This is a genomic window from Algoriphagus aquimarinus, assembly GCF_007997215.1.
GTDB classification, from domain to species: domain Bacteria; phylum Bacteroidota; class Bacteroidia; order Cytophagales; family Cyclobacteriaceae; genus Algoriphagus; species Algoriphagus aquimarinus_A.
On the sequence record NZ_VORW01000006.1, the window covers coordinates 114,396 to 138,217 of the forward strand.

18 protein-coding genes and 1 pseudogene are annotated in these 23,822 nt (G+C 38.7%); 5 read left to right on the forward strand and 14 right to left on the reverse strand.

The window, feature by feature from the left end; all coding sequences use genetic code 11:
- Positions 1–148 precede the first annotated feature (148 nt).
- From ESV85_RS11790 to ESV85_RS11815, 6 genes are all read right to left on the reverse strand, one after another.
- On the reverse strand, positions 149–586 hold the full coding sequence (locus ESV85_RS11790; protein WP_191321993.1) for a cupin domain-containing protein: 438 nt from the start codon (positions 584–586) through the stop codon (positions 149–151).
- A 462-nt stretch (positions 587–1,048) separates the two neighbouring features.
- Positions 1,049–1,381 (reverse strand): DUF3291 domain-containing protein, encoded by a 333-nt coding sequence (locus tag ESV85_RS11795; protein WP_146917826.1) that lies wholly within the window; start codon positions 1,379–1,381, stop codon positions 1,049–1,051.
- Between the two features lie 353 nt (positions 1,382–1,734).
- Positions 1,735–3,534, reverse strand: coding sequence for a hypothetical protein (locus ESV85_RS11800; RefSeq protein WP_146917828.1), 1,800 nt, complete (start codon positions 3,532–3,534; stop codon positions 1,735–1,737).
- Between the two features lie 72 nt (positions 3,535–3,606).
- Positions 3,607–4,137: a hypothetical protein gene (locus ESV85_RS11805; RefSeq protein ID WP_146917829.1), complete on the reverse strand. Its 531-nt coding sequence runs from the start codon at positions 4,135–4,137 to the stop codon at positions 3,607–3,609.
- A gap of 78 nt (positions 4,138–4,215) precedes the next feature.
- Positions 4,216–4,842: a response regulator gene (locus ESV85_RS11810; RefSeq protein WP_146917831.1), complete on the reverse strand. Its 627-nt coding sequence runs from the start codon at positions 4,840–4,842 to the stop codon at positions 4,216–4,218.
- A gap of 88 nt (positions 4,843–4,930) precedes the next feature.
- A complete protein-coding gene (locus tag ESV85_RS11815) occupies positions 4,931–6,775 on the reverse strand; it encodes a tetratricopeptide repeat-containing sensor histidine kinase (protein WP_191321994.1) in 1,845 nt (614 codons plus the stop codon).
- 404 nt (positions 6,776–7,179) lie between these two features.
- On the opposite strand from ESV85_RS11815, the gene ESV85_RS22655 reads away from it, so the two are divergent.
- Positions 7,180–7,302, forward strand: a complete 123-nt coding sequence (locus ESV85_RS22655) for a hypothetical protein (RefSeq protein WP_262713337.1) — start codon at positions 7,180–7,182, stop codon at positions 7,300–7,302.
- A 138-nt stretch (positions 7,303–7,440) separates the two neighbouring features.
- On the opposite strand, the gene ESV85_RS11820 is transcribed toward ESV85_RS22655, so the two are convergent.
- The 8 genes and pseudogenes from ESV85_RS11820 to purL form a co-directional block, all read right to left on the reverse strand.
- Complete coding sequence (locus tag ESV85_RS11820; protein WP_146917835.1) at positions 7,441–8,073, reverse strand: hypothetical protein; 633 nt, start codon at positions 8,071–8,073, stop codon at positions 7,441–7,443.
- A 123-nt stretch (positions 8,074–8,196) separates the two neighbouring features.
- Entirely contained in the window at positions 8,197–8,745 is a 549-nt protein-coding gene (locus ESV85_RS11825) for a hypothetical protein (protein ID WP_146917837.1), read from the reverse strand.
- A 189-nt stretch (positions 8,746–8,934) separates the two neighbouring features.
- Positions 8,935–9,474 carry a hypothetical protein gene (locus ESV85_RS11830; RefSeq protein ID WP_146917839.1) on the reverse strand — a complete coding sequence of 180 codons (540 nt, stop codon included), beginning with the start codon at positions 9,472–9,474 and terminating at the stop codon, positions 8,935–8,937.
- Between the two features lie 2 nt (positions 9,475–9,476).
- Positions 9,477–9,815, reverse strand: coding sequence for an STAS-like domain-containing protein (locus tag ESV85_RS11835; RefSeq protein ID WP_146917841.1), 339 nt, complete (start codon positions 9,813–9,815; stop codon positions 9,477–9,479).
- Positions 9,805–11,229 carry a hypothetical protein gene (locus tag ESV85_RS11840; protein WP_146917843.1) on the reverse strand — a complete coding sequence of 475 codons (1,425 nt, stop codon included), beginning with the start codon at positions 11,227–11,229 and terminating at the stop codon, positions 9,805–9,807. The genes ESV85_RS11835 and ESV85_RS11840 overlap by 11 nt, the downstream gene beginning before the upstream one ends.
- A gap of 221 nt (positions 11,230–11,450) precedes the next feature.
- Positions 11,451–12,182, reverse strand: coding sequence for a phospholipase D family protein (locus ESV85_RS11845; RefSeq protein ID WP_146917845.1), 732 nt, complete (start codon positions 12,180–12,182; stop codon positions 11,451–11,453).
- Between the two features lie 211 nt (positions 12,183–12,393).
- A pseudogene (locus ESV85_RS11850) lies at positions 12,394–12,585 on the reverse strand (DUF1501 domain-containing protein); the annotation flags it as partial.
- A 175-nt stretch (positions 12,586–12,760) separates the two neighbouring features.
- Positions 12,761–16,444, reverse strand: coding sequence for a phosphoribosylformylglycinamidine synthase (gene purL / locus ESV85_RS11855; RefSeq protein ID WP_146917847.1), 3,684 nt, complete (start codon positions 16,442–16,444; stop codon positions 12,761–12,763).
- Between the two features lie 624 nt (positions 16,445–17,068).
- On the opposite strand from purL, the gene ESV85_RS11860 reads away from it, so the two are divergent.
- The 4 genes from ESV85_RS11860 to ESV85_RS11875 all read left to right on the forward strand — a co-directional run bounded on the left by ESV85_RS11860 (position 17,069) and on the right by ESV85_RS11875 (position 23,812).
- A complete protein-coding gene (locus ESV85_RS11860) occupies positions 17,069–17,668 on the forward strand; it encodes a TetR/AcrR family transcriptional regulator (protein WP_146917849.1) in 600 nt (199 codons plus the stop codon).
- 63 nt (positions 17,669–17,731) lie between these two features.
- Positions 17,732–19,114, forward strand: a complete 1,383-nt coding sequence (locus ESV85_RS11865) for a TolC family protein (RefSeq protein WP_146917851.1) — start codon at positions 17,732–17,734, stop codon at positions 19,112–19,114.
- Between the two features lie 155 nt (positions 19,115–19,269).
- On the forward strand, positions 19,270–20,403 hold the full coding sequence (locus tag ESV85_RS11870; RefSeq protein WP_146917853.1) for an efflux RND transporter periplasmic adaptor subunit: 1,134 nt from the start codon (positions 19,270–19,272) through the stop codon (positions 20,401–20,403).
- Between the two features lie 4 nt (positions 20,404–20,407).
- A complete protein-coding gene (locus ESV85_RS11875; RefSeq protein WP_146917855.1) occupies positions 20,408–23,812 on the forward strand; it encodes an efflux RND transporter permease subunit in 3,405 nt (1,134 codons plus the stop codon).
- The last annotated feature ends 10 nt before the right edge of the window (positions 23,813–23,822 follow it).

Sequence of the window (23,822 nt, forward strand, 5' to 3'; positions counted from 1 at the left end):
CCTTGGGCCAGCATGTAGGGCAGGCAAACTACACCCAGTCCCAAGAACGATGTTACTACACACAGACGGGGACTACGCCTAGATATACAATCTGAGTATACTGAGAAGGAGAAATATGTCTAATATCAGGATATTGTGACTATTGGGTTCATCTGTCCACAAAATGAAAGTCAGGTGGTCCATCCCTCTTTACTAAAATAATCGCATCTCCCGTTTCTGGTATGTCCCAGTAATGAGGCATTCCACCCGGAATGACAATAAAAGCACCCGGCTCTAGGTCAAATACCTCCGTTCCAAGTTTAATAGTCACTTCACCGCTAATCAGAACAACATACTCATCGTGAGTATGCCAATGCTCGTCAAAAAAACCTCCTGCAGGAAACCGTGCATAATAGCTAACTCCACCTGTATTAGGGTTTGTTGATTGCAATGCTGTCCGTGTTCCTGCGGGAGCTATACTTCCGTCACCTGGTTCTCCCCATTGTACATCTTTAAGATTAATAGCCCGTAAATCTGGTGGGTTTTTTTTTGTTGCACAACCTAAAAAGATAAATAGGAATATATAGAGGAAAAGTAATCGAATCATTGTCATATTGGCTGGTATTTATAGTAGTTCTGGTTCCTTTGATTTTTTCATAAAGCATTACTGGTAAAGGTTAGTATATGAAAAGTAGATGATTTCTAAGCACCAAATTTTCAGATTTTGACACGAGCTAAAAACCTTGATTTTATTATAATTTCGCCTAGTTTTTAAATTACCTTTAATATAATCAGGTTCGTTTTAATTATTGAACCAAAAAGAAGATATCATGGACAGCGAAGTCTCTCCTAAGTTATTTTTATTGGTTTGGATATGCACTAGCACTAGTGGAGTAGGACAAGGTGTTTAGAAATGATTTGTCTAAGTCGAGCAGATTAAAAATTATCTTCGTTAAAATGAGAATTGCAAATTCTATTTGATAGTAAGGTGTAGTTACAAACGACACCCAGTCCCAAGAACGATCTGACTACACCCAGACGGGGGATGGCGACTCGACAAGCAACAGATTTAATATTTGAAAACCTTACCACTTTCTAAAAGTATTATTGGTTCTTCCCAATTGGGAAGTGCTGTTGTGTCAATATTTATCGTCTTAATCTCCTTAGCAATTTGACTACTTACCTTCATGGCTTCTAAGTGTGCTCCACTTTTGGCGAATTCTTTTAGTTCGGCTTCATTATTCCATAAGGTCATAGTATAATGTTTCGTCCAAATACCTTTTTTCTTAAAATCTTTACAGTTCGTAGCTTTCAGTTGTTTAATGATTCTAAATGCTTTAGAGGACAGTGCAAAGAACGTGAGAGGTCCTTTTAATTCGATAGAGGTAATTGTTGCTTTCATTTTTTTGTTGTTGCTAAAGGTTTGTATATACGAAACTTTCTCGACCTTATCGGGTCAATATTGCTATTGTCCACAAGACTTCGGGGGTGTGCTGTGTTCAAATTAAGAAATCTATCGATCCCTTCCAGTGGGTTTGAAATATTTTTATTGGAAATAGAAAGGGGAAACCAGTCTCCTGACCAGCATTAACGCTCAAAAAAAATCCCTCAGATGGTACCAAGGGATCTGAGCAAATTTCTAAGAAAAAGTACTCTTTAAAGAGTCGTTGTTAATCTTAAAAAAAGAGATAAAGCTAATCGGGTAAACGAAATTCCCGATTAGCTTTAGTTGATTACAGAGTAGTTATCCTTTTTTTATCTGTTGAAGGAATTGTCCCAAACAGTTTGGTAATCTGGGTTTGCCAATTCTTTGGTTTTTAATTCTTGGATGCTACGTTGAAAAAGATCTAGCAAATTTGATTTTCGAATGACTTTATCAAGATCCTCTTTCGAAAGATTTGCGGCGGGATATCGAACTCCATCGCCCACAATTTCGCCTTGAAAATATTTCGTAGGACTAGCTAACACATCATTTGGATCACCATTGGATACTCCTAAAAGTTCAACGTTTAGTGTAGGAATCATTACAGGATTTCCTCGATCGAAGGCGATTTTTAGCTCAAGCATTATTTTGAAAAGCGCATTTACACCAGTTTCCTTCATGACATCATTTGGCCCTCCAGTCAATGGTACAAAGGGTAATACTTTTTGGAGTGCTACTGTATTTTTATAGGAATATTGAAATTCTGTGGTGGTATTTTCATCATCACTTGAGTAAGGTATTAGATTTTGATAGGCATCACTATCTGTGATCATATCTATTGGGACAAACGTGGTATTGTATTCGGATTCAATGATTTTGGTGAAGTCGTTGTAAAAACTTTCTAAGACATCTTCCCAGAGTTCATCCGCTATTTGTGGAAATGAGGCCGAGGTGGTAGTAGTCGTAGTACTCGTATAGGTAGTGCCCCCGGCGCTGAATGAAGAAGATGAGGAGGTAGTTTTTCCTTGTACATAAGTTGTCCCCGTAATACTAAGTGATAAAACACCTGCTTTTTTGATTTGGGATATAGGGCGGCTGTAGAATGCATTTGGCTTCAAAAAGTCGTAATCCATTCCACCATTTTGAAATTTTTCTGTGCCCTTGTATTTAATTCCATTATTCATTTCCGGACCCTTTACTATATTCAAGGACCTTCCATCTGCATAATTGACTACGAGTTGCGGGATTGAAATCTCCCCAACAAGATCGGTTGGTTTGAGGATTTCTGCGCGTGCGATTTCTAAATAGATACTACTGTAATTGGCAAGTTTATCGTTGGTTGGATCGATGCCAATATTCCTAAAAGCTGCTGCTGGAATCACCAGTGTGGTGGATGGTTCAAAGTAACCTACCGGATAAAAAGTACTAATACCAAGTACCCTAGCTGTCATTTGAACGAACATAGGGATGTTTTTGTCGAAATTTTCACCTAAAGAAAGCTCTAGCGTGACATCTTGAGAAAAATCAACCGAAGGATTTTCATTTTGTCCGTTAATGGAAAGTAATTCAAAAGTTTGACTAGCAGCTGGGATGGTGAAAGACGCTTCTTGTCCACTGCTGGTTTTTATTGCTACCTCCTTCGGTGCTGAAAGATTTGCTGGTTCAAAACTTGAATAAATCCCAAAATTATCACCTTCAATTATTTTGCCATTCACAGTGATGTCACCCTCAATTTTTGTCCATCCAGTTCTTGATTTTTGAGTAAATGAAAGCATCGTCATGTTGCCTCCTGAAGACCAATCCCCAAAAAATGTCATGTCTACGGTACCAACAGATTTATTTCGCAAATTATGCCAAACGCCTCCTGTCATTACCACTTCTTCCAGGTTGTCTGTAGAACTGACCATTCCAAAAGCAGATCCTCCAATGGAGCCCGCAAGCATGGCTGTTTTGGTGAGGATTTTTCCCATCAAATTACTGCCTCCAGCACTCTTAACTTTTGGGGCCTTTGGCTCACTTACGACTTCAGTGCTATCCTTCTTGCCGCCTATTTTGAGTTTAGGCAGTTGGGCATGTGAAAGAAAAGTCATGTAGGTCATGAATAGGAAAAGAAGAAAAATTTGCTTTTTCATAGGTAGTATGTCTTTTGGTAGTTACTATTTATCGACTCGATTAGCGTAATTTTAAAAAGGCCAAGATTTGGATTACTTCCGCATTTTCCAGGAACGTTTCAGCGAACCATATTTGCCTCCATTTGAATTTGAGACCAGGTTTTCAATGCGAGAGAAATAAAAGTTCTTATCAGAAATCTCCTCTATATTATAAATGACCTCTGTGTCATTTGGGCTGAATGGCGATGGATAGAGTAATATTATATAAGGCTGATCGTACCTCCATCGATATTCTTTTGTCGTTTGCACACCATTCTCTGAGCTAGTTTCGATTACTTTACCCACGTAAGCGATTGAATTAGGATCCCTTATAAATTTCATTTTCACAATAGGCAATAGCTTATTGCTAACAATCGGATTTTGCTGTTCATTGGTCAATCCCGGACCTGGCACGAAACCATATTCGATTACGCGTACGCTGTCCACCGTCCACTCATTAGTGATTCTCGCTACTTCTTTGTCGATGTCATTTTCATCCTTCAATTCGTCTATTAGATCACATGCAGATGCGGATAGGAATAGTGAAGGGATTGCTAGTGCCATTAAAATTTTTCGTATTTCCATAGTTCTGTAAAACTATGGCCCCATACCAAGCCTAGCAATGCCGTTTTCCCGCAAGTTTATTGCGTACTGGTACGGATGCTAGCTCATTAATTTGTTTTCAAAGACGTACTTCATCAAGCCCACGAGATTGGTTGTAGAAGTTTTTCGGAAGACGTTTTTTCGATGGGTTTCCACCGTCCGCTCGCTTATTTGTAGTGTATCAGCGATTTGCTTATTGGAAAATTCTTTGATAATAAGCTCCAAAATATCCATTTCTCGTTCAGTGAGTGAGATGTCTAGTTGATTTTGTCGAACGTTTAGCAATTGAGTGGAAATCTCAGGGCTGATATAAACCAATCCACTGTTGATTTTTTGAAGCGCATTTTTTAGTTCTGCTTTGGAAATATTCTTAAAAAGGAAACCGCTGATTTGGCTCTTCATCGCATCGCGAACCACTGCTGGCTCATCATGCATACTCAGTAAGACACATTTAACAGATGGATAATTCGCTTTCACTTTTTTTATTAATTCCAATCCATTCATCCCAGACATGGAATAATCGGTTAGTAAAATGTCAGTTTCGTGAGTTTGAAGAAATGGAATTACCTTTTCAGGCTGGGTAAATGAAGCTAAAACACTGAATGCTGGATCCTGATCCAAAAGGAACCTTAATCCTTCAAGAACAATATGATGGTCATCCAGTAGAACTATTCGAATTGGCGGCATAAATCAAGGTTTTCAATTCATTCAATTTATTGAATAATTCCATGATTCCATGATTTAAAAAACTGAATGATTTTTGAGTTTTTTTTCATCAGGCAACTTCACGATTGGTATCTTCTATGATTTTGGGAATAGTAAGGGTAAGAGTTGTTCCTTTGTTAAATCTTTGTGAATCGATGTCTAATGTTGCCTTTAGAATATGAGCTCGCGATTGAATGTTTTTCCAGCCATTGCCCTTTCCTAGGGATAAGCTCTCGGTATCAAAGCCATTGCCGTCATCCTCAATCATAAAAATTAATTCTTCTGGGTGTGAAATCATTTGAATTGTAATTTTCGAAGCACTACCATATTTAAGAATATTTGTAAGCCACTCCTGACAGATTCGATAAACGATTATTTCTGATTCCCCTAAATCGATAAATCCATGAGTGATGACCTCAATTTTTATTTTTCCTGATTTGTTCAGCCTCTCTCCAAGTTCTCGAAATGCCTGGACTATTCCATCTCTCTTAAGTACCTGTGGCCATAAGGCAAAAGAGACATTTCTGATTTCATCGTAGATCTGGTTAAACAGGGATTCAGTATTTGGTTTTTCTGGATTTGGATTTTCCAGATTAAACTTAAGAGCTGTAATTAGGGACCCAAAGCCATCGTGAAGATCTTGAGAAAAACGGCTGCGTTCTCGTTCTTGAAGGTCAATTACAGACCTTGTTAGTTCTTTTTGAAATGCCTGCTGTTGCAGGGCCTTTGATTTTTGTTCTTTTAATTTTCCTCGGCTTCGTTCTAATATGAAGACAATTAATAGTAAAACGAACAATATGATCATTCCAAATATCATCGCTTGATTTCGTTCGATCTTAAGTGCTTGCTCACTTAATTTAAATTTTTGAAGACTGATTTCCTTCTCTTTTTTTTCGGTTTCGTATTGGGTTTGCAATTCTGCCATTTGCCTAATTTTATCCTGCTCGAAAATCGAGTCCTTCTGCATGTTATAAAGTTTTAATTCTTTTAAGGATGCGAAATAGTTCCCATTCGCTTCCTCAATGGAGGATAGTTCCAAATGAGCATCCATTACTAGTTTCTTGGCTTGTATCGATTCGGCGATTGACAATCCACGCAAAGCAGTTTCTTTAGCATCTTTTGTCTCATTTTCAGTTCGATACACAGAAGCTAAAATTAGAAGCACCTCAGATAAATCAAACTTATTGTCAAATTCCTCATTGAGTTTGATTGCTTCCAGTAAACTTTTTCTGGCTTCTTGAGTCTTGCCAAGTTTATAGTATGCCTGAGCAGAATTACTCAAGGTAGTCGGTAAAAACTGCCGGACATTTTGTGATCTAAATTCATCAGTACTCAAAAGTGCATAGTATAAAGCACTATCATAAGATTGAGTAAAATAGAAGACTGAGCTTAGGTTAGCATGACATGCTGCTATACCAAATTCATTTTTTAATTCCTTGTATAAACTCAATGCTTCGTGATAGTATCCAATAACTTTAACATATTCCCCTTGAGCTTTGAGCACAATACCAATGTTACTAATCACCATAGCAATTTTGGATTTATCGCCAAGGTGTTCATATATTTTTCTTGCCTCAAAATAGTATTCCAAGGCTTTATTTTGATTTCCTAACTCGTCATGAATGATTCCTAGATTATTTAAGGTGTTTGCTGTTTTCAAATCGTTTCCAATGATTTTTCGAATTTCTAGGGCCGGAAGTTCATATTTTAAAGCCTCTTGATAATTTCCTTGGGCTTCATGTGTGATTCCGAGATTGTGCAAGGCATCTCCTTCTAGTTCTTTCAGTTTTCCATTTCGTGCTAGCTCGAGTGCTTCAAGTCCATATATTCTAGCACTGTCTGCATTAGAGAATCGATATTCCCAACACAGGTCAATTAGAATCTGGATTTTATCTTGGCCTTTTGCACTTGACAATAGGACTTGTAAGCTGTCGATGGCATTGTTTTGGGCAAAAGAGGGAAGGTAGAATATGAAAAGAAAGGCGGCGAATAGGCTACGCATGGCGGTTATTTTAAAAGCCCAAAGTGAATTTCAGATAAGAGCTAGGTATGATGAAAATTGGAAATTAAATTAGGAATTAAAAATACGCCTTTCCATATTTTTTCAGGCAGTTGGCAGGTAGGATGATTAGGGATATGATTCCTAGTCAATCTTGATTTTTGGATGTTTTGATATTGAATGATAAAATTCTATTCTTTACAATTTTACTCTTTCCCTTCAAAATCCGCCATCTTTACGCCCTATTCTAATCTCAGGAAGATTTTCTAATGCGGGGTTAACGATCTGACTGCACCGAGACAGGGATGATCGAGAGTAGAATGAATTATATTCATGAAAATCCTGTCAGAGCTGGAATTGTAGAAAAGCCGGAAGATTACCTTTATTCCAGTGCTAGGAATTATGCAGGAATGAAAGGTTTGATTGAGGTTGATTATTGGTGACGAGTGAAATTGCTATCAAAAAGATATTAGGGTGTAGTTACAAACTACACCCAGTCCCAAGAACGATCTGACTACACTCAGACGGGGCTCAGACGACGACTTGACCACACCCAGACGAGGAAATAGTATTAATTTTTTTTAAAAAATTATTCGATCTGATTGGTATAAGGATACTAAATCATTAGCGAGGATGTTTAATGCTTTGAAGCTAAGAAGTAAAACATTTTTCGGATTTTTTTCAGCATCTAATTCTTCAAGATCTACTACAATTTCCCATGCTTTTTTATTTAAATGCTCACTACGATAAAATGTAATTTCATAGTAAATAGAGTTTAGCTTATTAATGATTTTTGGAAATCGTTCTATTTGGGAATTTAGTTTATCATTGTTTAGAATTAAAAAATAGGCTCTTAATTCATGTATCTGGTTATCTATTGAAATAAAATAATCCGATCTTTTTATGTGTTGATTAATAATCCAATCTAAGGTAATTCCAATTTCATCGGAATTAGAATCATCAAAAACATCATAATTGGGTATCCCATAGTATTGCAAAAAGTTGGACTTTAGTTTGTAAGTTAGTTGAATACAATCAATAATTATTTTTTGTTTTTGCTCATGTTTTACTTTTTCTCGGTGCTGATCAAGAAAGCCCTTTGCAAGTTTGTATCCAAGCCATACGAAAACCAGACTTCCAATTGATGCGATTGAGGTTAATAAAGCAAGATAAGTTTCCACTAATTGATAGATTTCATTCCAGCGTTCATGCATATTTATTTAGTTAATTACCACCAATTTATTACTTGCCATTCAAGTGACCATATCGGCAATTATGTTATGCCTCAATGGTATCTGACTACACCCAGAAGGGGGCAAGAACGATCTGACAACTCGTCATTCGCTAAAGTCCATATACTCAATTCCCCAAAACCCTGATTTTGTTTCTATAGATATTTGGTCGCCAACCTCAAGATTCTCGAAAGAATTCTTATTTACTCTTATCGAGACCTTATCTAAATTAGGTTTCCATGATTTAACATCTAAATAAAACGAATTCCTAGATCTGCCTTTTCTAACCCTCACGCTTTTCTTTTTATATATAATTTCAACATTACGGAAAACAGGTGTTGAATTATCAAAAACAACATTTGTATAAGCAATAGAAAATATTAAAAATCCAGGTAAAAAAAATAACGAGGCGACGAAAATTTTAATGAAATCCAAGTATTGACTTTTAAAGCTAATAAACTTAAAAAGGTAAATAAAAATAATTGCACCAATTAGAATTGAAGCTGATAGCCCAATAATTCCAAATTTTAAAAAGATATCATCAACTTCCTCTATATTTAAAACGAAAAGGTATAGCGCTGAAAATATCAGAAACAGAGGTAAAAAAACCAGATATACAATAAACATATAAAAATCAAATACTTTTTCTTTCATAAGTATATGTTTTAATGATTTAATAAAAAAATTTTTTTAGACTAAAAATTTTAAATCAGTATAGGGATCAATTTATTTTTATCATCAATTAATAATCGGTAAGGATATTAAAGTGTAGTTAAAAACTGCGCTTAGACGAACGATCTGCCTACACCCAGACGGGGGGCGTATTAAGAACGTCTGCAAAATCTAGCCTTTATATTGGAACAAAATCTTAAGAATTTCTGTCCTAGTCAACTGTAAAGGATTTTCTATGCACTCTTCATATTTTGGTAAATGACTTAAGTTATTGCCTGGATCAAAAGCATTATTACTTATATTACTCTGAAGTTGATCAGAGCACTCAAGTACCTTATCGTACAAATTCTGATCGACTGCTAGCAAAGAATCCGTGAATTTTTTTCTTAATTTAATGAATTCATCATTACCTAACTCAACTATAGTTGACTTTTGATCATCTGAAAGGCCAGTACTTTTTAATCCTTTTAGCACAGATTCTACTTTTTCAAAAAAGCTATAAAAGTGTTTTAGATTATGATCAAGAATAAGAGATTTTAGCAAATCCAATTTTCTAGATTGTTCTTTATCCTCGTTACCTTTATTCCTAGTTTTAATGAAAATAAACCAGACTAAAAAAGTATTTACTAAAGCAATAACAATTGTAGAAATATCTCCAACTGTCTCAAGAGTTGTCGCACCTCCGACTGATAGAATATAATTACAACACATAATCATCCTATTGCAGTATTATCTCTTAGAATACGTTCAATTGCTTCATTTAGGGGTTTTTCATACTTGTAACTTCCCTCTGAGACGAAATTGAATTTTTTCAAAAAATTCTCCTTGCCTAATTTTAGAACTACATCCATAAAAAGTTCTTCAAAGAAAGAGGGGATAATGGAGTATACATTGTCAGGTATAATAATTGAAACAGATTCAAATTCATTTTCTATTCGATTTATTTCACTTTTAACACGTGCCTTTCTGCCCAAATCTCTACCAGTAAAAACTTTAGCTTTTGGAGTTCGATGATCCTCCAAGTTTATTACGTTATCATGACTAAATTTCATTATCAAAATCATCTTCGTTGAACAATATTCGTGCACTTATTAATGTGCCAGGAAAATCTTCCTTTACGAATTTAACATAATTCTTATCAGGTAATTCAGCGATGTTTCCTGAATCATTAAAGGTCATAACTTGAAATTTTTCGCCTTTGTCATTTAATTTATCCATTATTCCATATTTGCCATCAAAAATTATACTCGTATTACCAGATAAAATGGCCATTTTTGAAATGTCATCGACCGCTTGAGAACCTCTTATATTAAAAAAACTTTCAATAAATCGAATAGATCCATTTCCTCTTTTTTTGTAAAGTTGTTTCGAAATAGTGGTAACTCCTTCTTGCAAAGAATATAATGTCCACAGTGTTTCTTCTTCAAATTTTTTCCATTTAAAAAGCCCTCTAGAAGTATAGTCTTTTGAAAGTTGTTGCATCTTTTTAACTATATCCTTATTAGGGCAATCGGGATCTTTAAATTTAGAATAGATATTGTCTCCAAAATTTAAAATTGCAAGCCTAAAGATGCCATAATGTTCCTCTGTACCATTTGTTTCCTGAAAATATCCAATTGAAAATCTCTTTTGATTAGACGAATGTTCTTCAGCGTTAATTAATATCTCACTGATAACGGTGCATAAATCATCTAATTTCTCAGGAGTTAAAAATTTATCCATTCTGCTCAAACAATCTAAGACGTAGTCAACCAACGTAGTTGTATCAATGTCTTTTTGCATTGATGCATCAGTTGAGTCTAAACTTGCAGGTCTTTCATATACGCACAAATTATATGGGATAATATCAGGGAAATCCCTCTTGTCATCATTGTGAATAGCAGGTGAACCTACTGAGAAAAGCATTTTAGATACATCTTCATTATTCAAGTTTAGACCTCCAATTCTCCTTACTTTTGGCCTTGTCTTCTTGTGTCTGCGACAGTTCCTATAAAATGAAATGATGTCAAGTTGAATTATATCCAACAGAACTTGGGCACCTAAATCAACTCTTTGACATAAAGAATAATCCATTAGAATTTCGTCATGAGTTTGAAAAAGCAAAGCTCCAAATACTTCTCTTATAAACTTGTAACTAGGTTCTGGATTTTCGACAATTGAAAAAATCTTTGGTACAAGAAAATTACCATCAGCATTTTGTGAAGATTCAAACAAATTATCTGCGCTAAACTGAGAATTTTCATTGCTTATGATATTGATAATATTTTGTGGCATCCATTGCTGAATGGCATTTTCTAATGAAAAATCTCCATCCAGTTCACTTTCAGCTTTACGGCTAAACCTATTATTTTGCTGTGCGCGTTTTTGCTCACGAATTCTACGTTTTTTTTGCTTAATACGACTCTTTAACCTTCTTTGGTGCTTCTTTTTTGCCCTATTGATCGATAGGTGATATTCTTGATTCAAGTATTATTTTTTAATGAAGTGGCCTAATGGCTATAACTTTTTTGATGATATGGTGAAACCGTATTTATTTTAGAAAGATAGATGATATTAAACCTTTTTTTATCTCACAATATCCCAACTATCTCCTTTCCTCACAATACCCAGTACAGGGTATATTCCTTAAAAAAAACCAGCGTTTATTAGAATCGACGCTGGTTTTTAGAAAGTGTGCCCTGATATTTTTATTCCTTTATATGTTTTGCAATATCTTCTGGCCAAATCACAAACTTCCCGTATTGGCCTTCTTTTTCAACACCACCAACTTCCTTTCCTTGTTTTGTAGTTATCCAATCTTCATCTTTTTTATACATCAACTTTTTGTCGGTAAACCAACTATTTACTTTCCTACTGCTAATCCCTGTTATTTCAGATAATTCCTTTGTCGTTAAAAGTTTCGATTTCGATAGGTCTTTTGTTTTTTCAAAATTTGAAATTGTTTTCTCCGTTTCTTTTTCAATTTCTTTATCAACTTTTTTTACTGAAACTCTTATTTCCTCACTTATTGTTAATAGTCTCTGGGCTTCCTCAGAAATATCTTTATACAATTCTGGATCTGTGTCTTTTGTGACATAAATCCCCATCTCGTCATTATTTTGCTGAGAAAAAGAATACAAATTCATTGAGGTTACAATTGCTTCATTTTCATTCAAGTAGCATTTTGCATGAAGAGAATTGCAGAGACTTGTCCTAATTCCTATTTGTTTTTCAAGCCAGTTGCTTTCTTCTACCTGAAGTTTATTTTCTCGGTAAATAATTCTAATGTCCCTTTTTTGAATATTTAGGTTTTCTAAATGGTCTTTGACTCTCTTATGGAATTGGAGATATGGACTTATTAAAATCAGTCTATCTTTTGTGTTTTTGATAAGCTCTTCAAGATGATATGAAATGCCTGTAGTGTTTAGAAATTTTGCCATTGTTTATTTACTTAATTTTTAGAAAAGTTGTCATTTCGAAAAAGTGACTCTAACATCTTTATAGTCAATTGTTTGCTTAGAAAAGTAGTTAATATAGCCGTTTGAGCGCTTTTTTAGCTCACGAATATGCCAACTAAATTCATTTGACACAATACTCTTTATATGGTAAATTCTCTAAAAAATTTTGTGGAAACCTGTTTTCCCTCTTAGTTAAAATTCCTTTGACTACTTCTCCTTCCACATCCGTTAGTCGGTATCTTCTGCCCAGATGCTTGAAGGTGAGTCTCTCGTGGTCTATGCTGAATAGGTGAAGTAGGATTGCTTGCAAGTCGTGGACAGATACGGGGTCTTTGACCACATTGTAGCCGAAATCATCGGTCTCCCCATAGCTAACCAGGCTTTTTTTGATAAGTGGCTAATTTCTTCTTTCTAAAAACCTAGGTTAAGATATCACTTAATCTTTAACCAAAAAAAAAATCCCTCGGATTGCTCTAAGGGATTTTTTGGTGTTTTGAAGTTCTGAATTTTTCAATCAGAAGAATATCGAATGATGAACGCCGAACATCGAATGTCGAAGTTTAAGAAGTGTGATTTTCAACCCAAAGGCGTGCGTTCACAAAAGCCTCCATCCAAGGTGTAAAGTCATCGCTTCTGTCAGCAGGGTAGTGCGCCCAGTTCCATGGCTTCAGGCTTCGCTCGATGTGTGGCATGATGGCTAGGTGGCGACCGTCGGCGGATGCGATACCTGCCGTAGCATGATCGGAACCGTTTGGATTGCCTGGGTAAGCCTCGTAGCTGTATTTCATCGCGAAGTTATAGTTGCTTTCTGCCTGAGGAAGTGAGAATTTACCTTCTCCGTGCGCTACCCATACGCCTAGTCTCTGTCCGCTAAGTGAGCCTAGCATTACAGATTCGTTTTGTGGGATGGTTACGTTCACGAAAGTAGATTCAAACTTATGGGATGCATTGTGCAGCATCTTTGGTTTGTCTGCATGATCAGGAGTGACTAAGCCAAGTTCTACCATCAGTTGGCAACCGTTACATACGCCCAAACTCAAGGTGTCAGGTCTAGCGTAGAAGTTGTCCAGCGCTTGTTTAGCCTTGGGATTGTAAAGGAATGCACCCGCCCAGCCTTTGGCCGAACCCAGTACATCGGAGTTGGAGAATCCACCCACGAAGACGATCATCTGTACATCTTCCAGGTTTTCAAGACCTGCGATCAGGTCGGTCATGTGAATGTCCTTCACTTCGAATCCTGCCAACCAAAGGGAATAAGCCATTTCACGATCGCCATTCACACCTTTTTCACGGATGATCGCTGCTTTCGCCTTGCCTTTCTCAGTTCTGAATGGATTTAACCCAGCAGTTTCGAAACTGCCTTTCCAGCCTTCTGCAAACTCAAATGCAAGCGGCTGATTTTTATAATTGTCAAAGCGGTCTTTGGCAAGTTTCTCTCCGCTTTGCTTTCTGTCTAATAAGTAAGAAGATCTAAACCATACATCACGAAGCTCAGCGATGTCCAGCGTCAGGTCTTTTCCTGCAAATTCAATGTTTCCGGAATCAGTCACTTTTGCCAGTTCTACATAATCAATATCAGCTTCCACCAATAAGGCTTCCACCGCATGAGTGTCTTCAACTTGAATTAAGATTCCTGGATTTTCGGCAAATAAAGCTTTCACTAGATCTGCTTCGTGCAAGCGATCCAGTTTCACTTTCAAGCCTACATTTTGAACTGGGAAACACATTTCCAAAAGGGCTGTTACCAAACCACCGGAAGAGATGTCGTGTCCTGCAAGGATCCAAGTCTGATCGATCAGGTCCTGAACGGCAGTAAATGCTTTCGCAAAATACCTAGGGTTTTTGACGTCTGGAGTTTCTGTTCCGACCTTATTCAAGGCCTGATAGAAGCTTGATCCAGCCAGTTTGAATTCGTCTTTAGAGAAATCTATGTACAGGATTCTACTTCCTTTGATAGGTTTCAGGGCAGTTTTCACTGTTTTCTGAACGTTGCTACATTCACCTACAGTGGAGATAATCACTGTTCCCGGAGAATAAACCGTTTTTCCGTCAGGATATTTCTGAGTCATGGAAAGGGAGTCTTTTCCCGTAGGGATATTCACACCCAGATCAATCGCGAACTCAGAAACGGCTTCTACCGCTCTATATAGTCTGTCGTTTTCGCCTTTGTTTTTGGCTGGCCACATCCAGTTGGCAGAAAGGGAAATCCCTTGCAGACCGTCCTGAATATGTGCAAAAATCAAGTTTGTCATCGCCTCAGCTATCGCCAATCGGCTACCTGCTTCCGGATCTGCCAATGCTGCCACTGGTGCATGACCGATGGAAGTGGCGATTCCTTTGTTTCCAGTGAAGTCCAAAGCCATTACAGCCACGTCATTCAGTGGAAGTTGGATCTCACCGACGGTCTGCTGTGTTGCCACACGACCCGTCACGGATCTATCTACTTTATTTGTTAACCAATCCTTACAAGCTACCGCTTCCAGTTGCAATACCTCGCGGATATATCCCTGGATCAGATCAGCTTCATACCTTGCTTCCGCAAAAGAAGCGTTGGTGGTATCATCTTCCAAAATGGTCTTAGGAGAAGAACCGAACATGTAGCTCAGGTTCCAGTCCACCGGCTTCTCGCCAGTTTTGCCATTTTCGAATTTGAAATGCATATCTCCAGTCGTCTCGCCCACGACATAGAATGGCGCGCGCTCACGGTCAGAAATCTGATGTAAGGTATCTACGTCTTTTTTGCCAATCACCAATCCCATACGTTCCTGAGATTCGTTTCCGATGATTTCCTTAGCGGAAAGGGTAGGGTCACCCACCGGCAATTTGTCGATGTGTATCGTTCCTCCGGCATCTTCCACCAATTCAGAAAGGCAGTTCAAATGTCCGCCAGCTCCGTGATCGTGGATGGAAATGATTGGGTTGTTTTCGCTTTCAGCCATGGCGCGGATCACATTGGAAACACGCTTTTGCATCTCAGGATTGGATCGCTGAATTGCATTTAGCTCAATCGCGTTTGAAAGTTCTCCGGTATTCAGGGAAGAAACAGCCGAACCGCCCATTCCGATTCTATAGTTGTCGCCGCCCATGATCACAATCTGATCACCGGCTTTTGGCTCGTCTTTTTTAGTGTATTTGGCATTGGTGAAGCCCACGCCACCAGCCAGCATGATTACTTTGTCAAAACCGTGATGCTTGCCGTCTTCCTCATGCTCAAAAGTCAATAGAGATCCACAGATCAGTGGTTGACCGAATTTATTTCCGAAATCAGAAGCTCCGTTGGAAGCTTTGATCAGGATATCCATAGGAGTTTGGTAAAGCCAAGGACGCTCAGCGAGTTTGCTTTCCCAAGATCTTCCTTTCTCGGAACGAGGATAAGAAGTCATGTAAACCGCCGTTCCCGCCAAAGGAATAGAGGCAGTTCCGCCTGCCATACGATCTCTGATTTCTCCACCAGCTCCTGTGGCCGCGCCGTTGAAAGGCTCCACGGTAGTTGGGAAATTGTGGGTTTCAGCTTTAAGGGAAATTACTGTGTCAATCTCGCGGGTTTCGAAGAAGTCAGCCTGATGAGCTGTTTTCGGTGCGAATTGCTGTGCTTTTGGTCCACCGACAAATGCAACGTTGTCTTTGTAAGCAGAAGCGATACGGTTAGGATGCGCTTTTGCAGTTTCTTTGATGAGTTGGAAAAGCGTCTGTGGCTTTTCTACTCCATCTATTATAAAAGTACCGTTGAAAATCTTGTGACGGCAATGCTCAGAGTTCACCTGAGAAAAACCGAAAACCTCAGAATCCGTCAATGGTCTCTCCAATTGCTTGGAGACATTGTCCAAATAATCTACCTCTTCTTGGCTAAGTGCCAATCCATTTGCCTTACTATATGCAGCTATGTCAGTGATCTCAACAATTGCTTCCGGCTGCAAGTGTATATCAAAAATCTCCTGATCAAGTCCATCAAACTTATGCTGAAGCATAGGATCGATACTGTCACCTTCTGTTAGCGGGAAGAACTCCTCGATACGAATGACGCCAGGGACACCCATGTTTGCAGTGATTTCCACTGCATTGGTTGACCATGGAGTAATCATTTCCTTGCGAGGTCCTGAATAGTTTCCGGTGAGCGATGGGTTGCTGATCGCTGTAGCTCCACCAAAAAGCCAAGTCAGCTTTTCTAAGTCTTCGGATGCGAAAGGTTGTGGAGATTGTACAGCGTAAACGGTTTTGAGAGGGGATTCAAAGAAGAAAATCATGTCCTTTGGCTGGTAAGATGCAAAGGTACGGAATTGAGAGGGAGATTGAAAAATTAGTGTTCAGATTTCAGTCGTGAATATTCGTCATTGCGAAAGAGACGGAGGAGCTTGAAGCAATCTGTTATTATTTAGGAGGTACGAATTACGATTTACGAGATTACCGAAGAGTTGGGGTACTTTCTGGTTAGTTGAGCTTTGTCATTGAGCGACTCCCCCTTGATTCAAATGTTTTTTGTGTCAGTCCGAGCGGAGTCGAGGACTATGTTTTATGACTTCGACCGCGATTGGCGAGTCTCATGACTTGTGCCTATTCCAATGCAGTCTTCAGACTGCTATGTTGTGAAATTGAAATAGAAGTCAAGAGACTTCATTATCGTAGGTTCTTAAATCTACCGTCTTACTTCTTGTATCTAATGTCTAACATCTATTGTCTTTTAAAATCTGACACTATATTTCTGGCAGTTTTAAATTTCAAAAAATTGACCCAGTGTTCAGCTACACCCACTTTTCTCTCTTATTTTTTTAACTAAGCCGAATATTGTTCGTTTTTGATACGGTGGAAACTTTTGCTTTGATGAAAGTTTCTGTAGTTTTGAAGCTTATAATTTGAGTTGATTAGCATAAATGAAAGAAAAGATTTTACTAATAGCCAGTGAACAGTTTAGCCAGTATGGTGTTAGAGCCATTACGATGGAGGATATTGCTCGTTTGGCAGGGATTTCCAAAAAGACCATCTATCAAGAGTTCAAAGACAAGAAACACCTGGTTAAAGAGGCATTTTCAATGGCTTTGAAAGAAGATCAAAATAGGCTCAACAAAATCATGGAGGCTGAGGATGGAGTAATTGAGCACTTGGTATGCACATCCAAAATGGTGCGAGAGCGTTTGTCTGCGTTAAATCCCATGGCTTTACTTGAGATCCAAAAGTACTTCCCGGAAGTTTGGGAGATGTTCAATCAATTCAAAGAAGAAATTATTGTGACAGATCTCGTCAATGTCATTGAAAAGGGAAAGGCACTTGGCTATTTTCGTCCTGAAATCAATGCGAAGATCTTGGCGAATATGAGAATAGATCAAATCAGCGCTGCTATGAATCCATCCAACTATGACCGAAGAGATTTTAGTTTATTAACACTGCATATGGAAATGTTAGATCATTTCTTACATGGTATATTTACCGAAAAAGGTAGGCAGGCATATTTGCAAAAGCATAATTCTTACTAATCAACTTCTATAACTGCCCTTTGCTGGCGATTACTTAAAATCAGACTCTTTTTAGATTTAATCATGCATAAAACAAAGATTTATTTTGTGGTTTTCCTTGCCTTGAATTTATTCAGGCTGGAGGCTGCAGCCCAAGAAGCTCCGCCTTTGGAGACACTACAACTCAATCTCAAGGAGACTTTGGAGTATGCCTTGGAAAATAATGTGGATGCGAAGAATTCCAGACTGGAAGTGATGGTTTCGCAGACTACCATAAAGGAAGAAACCGCCGCTGGTCTGCCCCAGGTGAATGGTACGGTTGGGGTTAATTATAATCCACTGGTTCAGGTGGTGTTTTTGCCAAATGCGCCACCGTTCGGTGATCCTAGCAACCCTTCTGATGTGATTCCTGCTAGATTCGGCGTGAATTACTCCGCAAATGCTGGAGTGAATATGACTCAAATGATTTTTGACGGTTCATTTTTCGTGGGGTTACGAGCTGCTAAAACTTACAAGGCTCTGACCGAGCTGAACAAAGTTAAAGTGGAAAATGATGTGATCGAGAACGTCAAGAAGGCATATTTTGGGGTTTTGGTAAATGCTGAAAGAATCAAACTTTCTCAGGCTAACCTGACCAGAATTGACTCACTTTTGGAAGAAACCAAAGCCATGAATGAGGCGGGATTTTTGGAGAAAATAGAAGTTTCCAGAATTCAGGTTCAGCGCAACAATACCTTTTCGCAATTGAAAAGAAGTATAACAGCTTATGAAATCTCGAAGCAACTTTTGAAAATTCAACTGGGACTACCCAAAAATTACGATATCGTAATCACGGAAACTCTTGCTGAATTGAATCCTGAAGAAGATCTCCTAAGACTTCAGAATATGGAACGCAGCAACCGTGTAGAAATGGATCAGTTGAATACTAACATGGAATTAACTCAGCTGGATTTGAAGTATAACACTTCCCAATACATGCCCACTCTTGATCTCAATGCTAATTTCATTAGATCAGGAGCTGGAGATTCGTTTAACACGCTTTTCAAATCATCAAATTGGTTTAGTTCTTCTATGATTGGTGTTTCTATGAACATCCCGATTTTCGATGGGCTAGCCAAGAGTGCTAGAATACAGCGAAACAGAATACAATTGCAACAGATGGAAAACCAAAAGTTCTATTTGGATGGCAATATTCAATTGGAGATTTTTCAGGCCCGACAAAATCTGGCAAATGATATGGAAGTTTTGGAAGTGCAAAAAGAGAGTATGGCGCTAGCAAAAGAGGTGTACGATATTTCCAAAATCAAATACAATGAAGGTGTGGGCTCCAACTTGGAGGTTGTAGACGCTGATGCCGCTTTGATAGAATCAGAAATCAATTACCTGGGGGCTCTTTATGATGGCCTAATTTCCAAAGTGGATCTAGAAAAGGCGCTAGGGATCTTGAAAGAAGGTATCAACGACTAATCCAACATTTCCTTTTCAAAAAGGGAAGTATTTAAAAACGACAATATCAATAAATCATGAAATCGAGCAACACCAAACCGTCCCACATCGGGATAATATGCGAGATTTCTCCCGATAGCTATCGGGATGGCCTTTAAAAGTAAAATTATAATCATATGAGAGCACTATATAAATTTTTACCCCTGATTGCACTTTCCTTGGTCGCTATTTCCTGTGCTACTGAAGATGGAGTGGAGGCGAAAAAAGCCGAGTTGGAAGAACTCAAAACCACATCCAACGAAATCAATAGTCAGATTAAGGAATTGGAAGCTCAGTTGGTCAAACTTGATCCTGAGTTTGCCAAGCAAAACCACAAGTCAATCCTGATAACCACAGCTAAGGCTAAGAGAGGAAGATTTGAGCACTATGTAGAGGTGACTGGATCTGTACTTTCGAAGAAAAATGTGAGCATCAGTGCCGAGACTTCAGGAAGAATTCTGGAAGTGCCAGCAATCGAAGGCATGAGAGTAGCCAAAGGGCAGGTATTGGCGAAAATTGACACTGAATCTATCCAACGCGCTATCGAAGAGCTAGAGAACACCATGGATCTAGCGAATACTTTATTTGAAAAGCAGGAGCGTCTTTGGAAGCAGCAGATCGGTACCGAGGTGCAGTATCTGGAAGCCAAAAACAGAAAAGAAGGCTTAGAGAGAAATCTTGCTACTGCCAAAACTGAGCTTGCAAAAGGAGTGATTCGTGCGCCTTTCGCTGGAACAATAGAAACTGTGCAGGTGAGATTGGGAGAGTTAGTTCAGCCAGGTGCACTTATGTTTCAGTTTGTTGGAGAAAGTGATTTGTTTATTGAAGCAGATATTTCTGAGTCCTATGTAGGAGTTCTAGGAAAAGGGGATTCAGTAGATGTGAGATTCCCTTCCATCAATCAGGATATACAGACTAAGGTATCTGCTGTGGGTGCGATCATCAATCCAAACAACAGGACCTTCAAAGTAGAGGTGTATCTTCCAAAGATCCCTATGGTGAAGCCGAATATGATTTCTGTTCTGAAGATTCAGGATTACGAGCAAAATGATGCGGTCACTGTACCAAGCCACTTGGTTCTTAGTGATAACAGGGGTGACTACCTATTTGTAGTAGTGGATGGCATCGCCAAGAAAAAATATGTGGAAAGAGGAAAGACCTTTGATCAGGAAACTGAAATTTTGAAAGGTTTGGAAGGAAACGAAGTTTTGGTGGACAAAGGCTTCCGTGAAGTAGGAGATAATTTCAACGTGAATATAGCTCAGCAGTAATAAGATGGCGGAAAATAAAAAACCAATAAAAACACGCGAGTTCGGATTATCCAGCATGTCGGTGGATAATTCCACCTCAGTGGTGATTCTTACGCTGATAATTACTTTCCTTGGTTTGAGCGCTTATCGCAATATGCCTAAGGAGAGCTTTCCTGAGATTGTAATCCCTACGGTGTATGTAGGAACTCCCTATCCTGGTAACTCACCAGTGGATATGGAGAATTTGATCACAAGACCTATAGAGAAAGAGCTGAAGTCTCTGAACGACGTGAAGGATATTACTTCTACATCTGTTCAGGATTTCTCTTCTATTGTCGTAGAATTTAATCCTGGTGTGGAAATTTCCAAAGCTATTCAGGATGTAAAGGATGCGGTAGATAAATCGAAAAGTGAATTGCCTTCTGATCTGGATCAGGATCCCAATGTATTGGAAGTGAATACATCTGATTTCCCGATTATGAATGTTAATATCTCGGGCGACTATTCTGAGGCAGAACTGAAGAAGTTCGGAGAATATCTGGAGGACGAGATAGAGAAACTTCCTGAAATATCAAAAGCAGACCTAGCCGGAACAGTAGAAAGAGAGATTCAGATCAATGCAGATCCATACAAAATGGAATCTGTAGGTGTGAGTTTCAACGATATCGCATCAGCAATTCAATCGGAAAACGTAACAATTTCAGGGGGTAATATTCGGTCTGGAGATTTCCAGCGTACACTTCGTGTGGACGGCGAATTCACAGACCCTATGGAGATTCTGGATATCATCGTCAAGACGGATAATCAGAAAATCGTTTATGTGCGAGATGTAGCAGAGGTAAAGGACACCTATAAGGAGAGAAGTAGTTACGCAAGAAATAAAAATCTACCAGTAGTAACCATTAGTGTAGTGAAGCGAAGTGGAGAGAATTTGCTCTATGCTGCGGATAAAATCAAGGAGATAATCGAAAAAACCAAAGCAAACAGATTTCCTCCGGACCTTGAAATTAGCATCACCAATGACCAGTCTAAGGCAACCAGACTTCAAGTAAGTGACCTTGAAAACTCTATCATTTTTGGGGTGATTCTAGTGGTGTTGGTATTGATGTTTTTCCTAGGGTTTAGAAATGCACTTTTTGTGGGGATTGCAATTCCGCTTTCCATGTTCATTTCATTCCTGATTTTGAATGCCTTTGGGATTACACTGAACCTAATGGTGCTTTTCTCTTTGATTCTAGCACTGGGAATGCTCGTGGATAACGGTATCGTGGTGGTAGAGAATATCTATCGATTGATGTCCGAAGGTAAGAGTGCTGTGCAGGCAGCAAAAGAAGGTGTAGGAGAAGTGGCTTGGCCAATTATTACATCTACTGCTACTACACTTGCAGCTTTCCTACCTCTGGCTTTCTGGCAAGGTACAGTTGGGGAGTTTATGAAATTCCTCCCAATCACGTTGATTATCGTGCTTTCTTCTTCGCTCTTTGTAGCCTTGGTGATCAATCCAGTGTTGACTGCCCTTTTCATGAAGGTAGAAGATATAAGTAAGGACAAACCAAAGCAGAAATCTATTATTGTAGCGGGTGTATTGTTGATTCTATCGGCGTTATTTTATCTGATTGGATGGACAGCTTTTGGTTCACTGATGTTAATTGCTTGCGTATTAACTGTTTTCAATATTTTCGTCCTCAGAAAAGCTATTCGTTGGTTCCAGAGCGTGTTTTTGGTCAATATGGAGAACATGTATGAGTCTACTTTGACCTACGCTCTGAATGGGAAAAAGCCTTATGGATTTCTTGGTGGTACGGTGATTTTGCTTGTGCTATCCCTACTTCTTTTGTATGTAAGAGCCCCACAGGTACTGTTCTTTCCGGACAACCAACCGCAGTTGATTAATGTATTCATTGAGTTTCCAATCGGAACAGATATAGAAGCGACAAACGAATTTGTCGATGGTATGGAAGATGAGCTCATGGTCGCTTTGGAAGATTACACCGGTGTTTTAGAGTCAGTAATCTCTCTAGTGGGTGAAGGTACTGGTGATCCTATGGAAGGACCGAGTAATCAGCCTACTCCACATAAAGCTAAAATCACAATCGGATTTGTCGATTATATTGACAGACAGGGTGTCAATACCAATGGAGCGATGGAAGTAATTCGTGACTTGGCAGAGAAATATCCAGGAGTGTTGGTGACTGTAGATAAGCAAAGAAATGGACCTCCGGTAGGCATGGCTATCAATTTGGAATTTGCTGGTGAGGACTACGATCAGTTGATTGCATTTGTAAATAAAACAAAGGAGTACTTGAATGATCAAAATGTACCTGGAGTAGAAGAATTGAAGTCCGATTTATCACTGGGTAACCCTGAGGTGATCTTGAATATTGATAGGGATAAGGCCAGAAGATTTGGGCTTTCTACCTCAGAAATAGCAACTGATCTTCGTACTGCGCTTTTTGGTTTGGAAGTTTCCAAATACAAAGAGGGTGAGGATGATTATCCTATACAATTGAGGTTAAAAGAAGGTTTTAGATATGATATCAATACCTTGGTCAATAAGAAAATCGGTTTCAGAGATAAGTTTGGAGATAAGCGAGAAGTACCTATCTCAGCTGTGGCTGATGTGAAATATGGTTCCACCTATGGCTCTGTGAAGAGAAAGGATTTGGAAAAGGCAGTTACTATCTATTCCAATGTGCTGGATGGCTTCAATGCAACTGAAGTAAATACTCAAATACAGGCAGCTCTTGAGTATTACGAAGTGCCGGATGGTATCTCTGTGAAATACACCGGCGAGCAAGAAGAGCAGCAGAAATCTATGGAATTTCTCGTTGGTGCTTTGGGTATCGCAGTTTCCTTGATTTTCCTAATTATCGTAGCTCAGTTTAACTCAGTTACAACTCCATTTATCATCATGGCTTCCGTAGTCCTGAGTACCATTGGAGTATTCTTAGGGCTTGTGATTTTCAATATGGATTTCGTCATCATTATGACGGGTATTGGTATTATCTCCCTTGCTGGTGTAGTGGTAAACAATGCGATTGTACTGATTGATTACACCGATCTAGTTCGTGAGCGCAAAAGAGATGAGCTGGACATGGGGCCAAAGGATCATTTGCCGTTCCCACTTATGATTGCAAGTATAGTAGAAGCAGGAAAAACCAGATTAAGACCAGTATTGCTTACAGCGATTACTACTGTACTTGGATTGATCCCTTTAGCTATTGGTATGAACATCAATTTTGGAACATTGCTTACTTCTTTTGACCCTCAATTCTACGTGGGAGGAGACAATGCAGCTTTCTGGGGACCGATGGCTTGGACGGTAATATTTGGGTTAACCTTTGCAACCTTCCTTACGTTAGTTATCGTACCAGTCATGTATTTGTTGGCAGATAAACTCAACATGAGAATCAGCAAACTTAAATCTTGATTGGATTAAG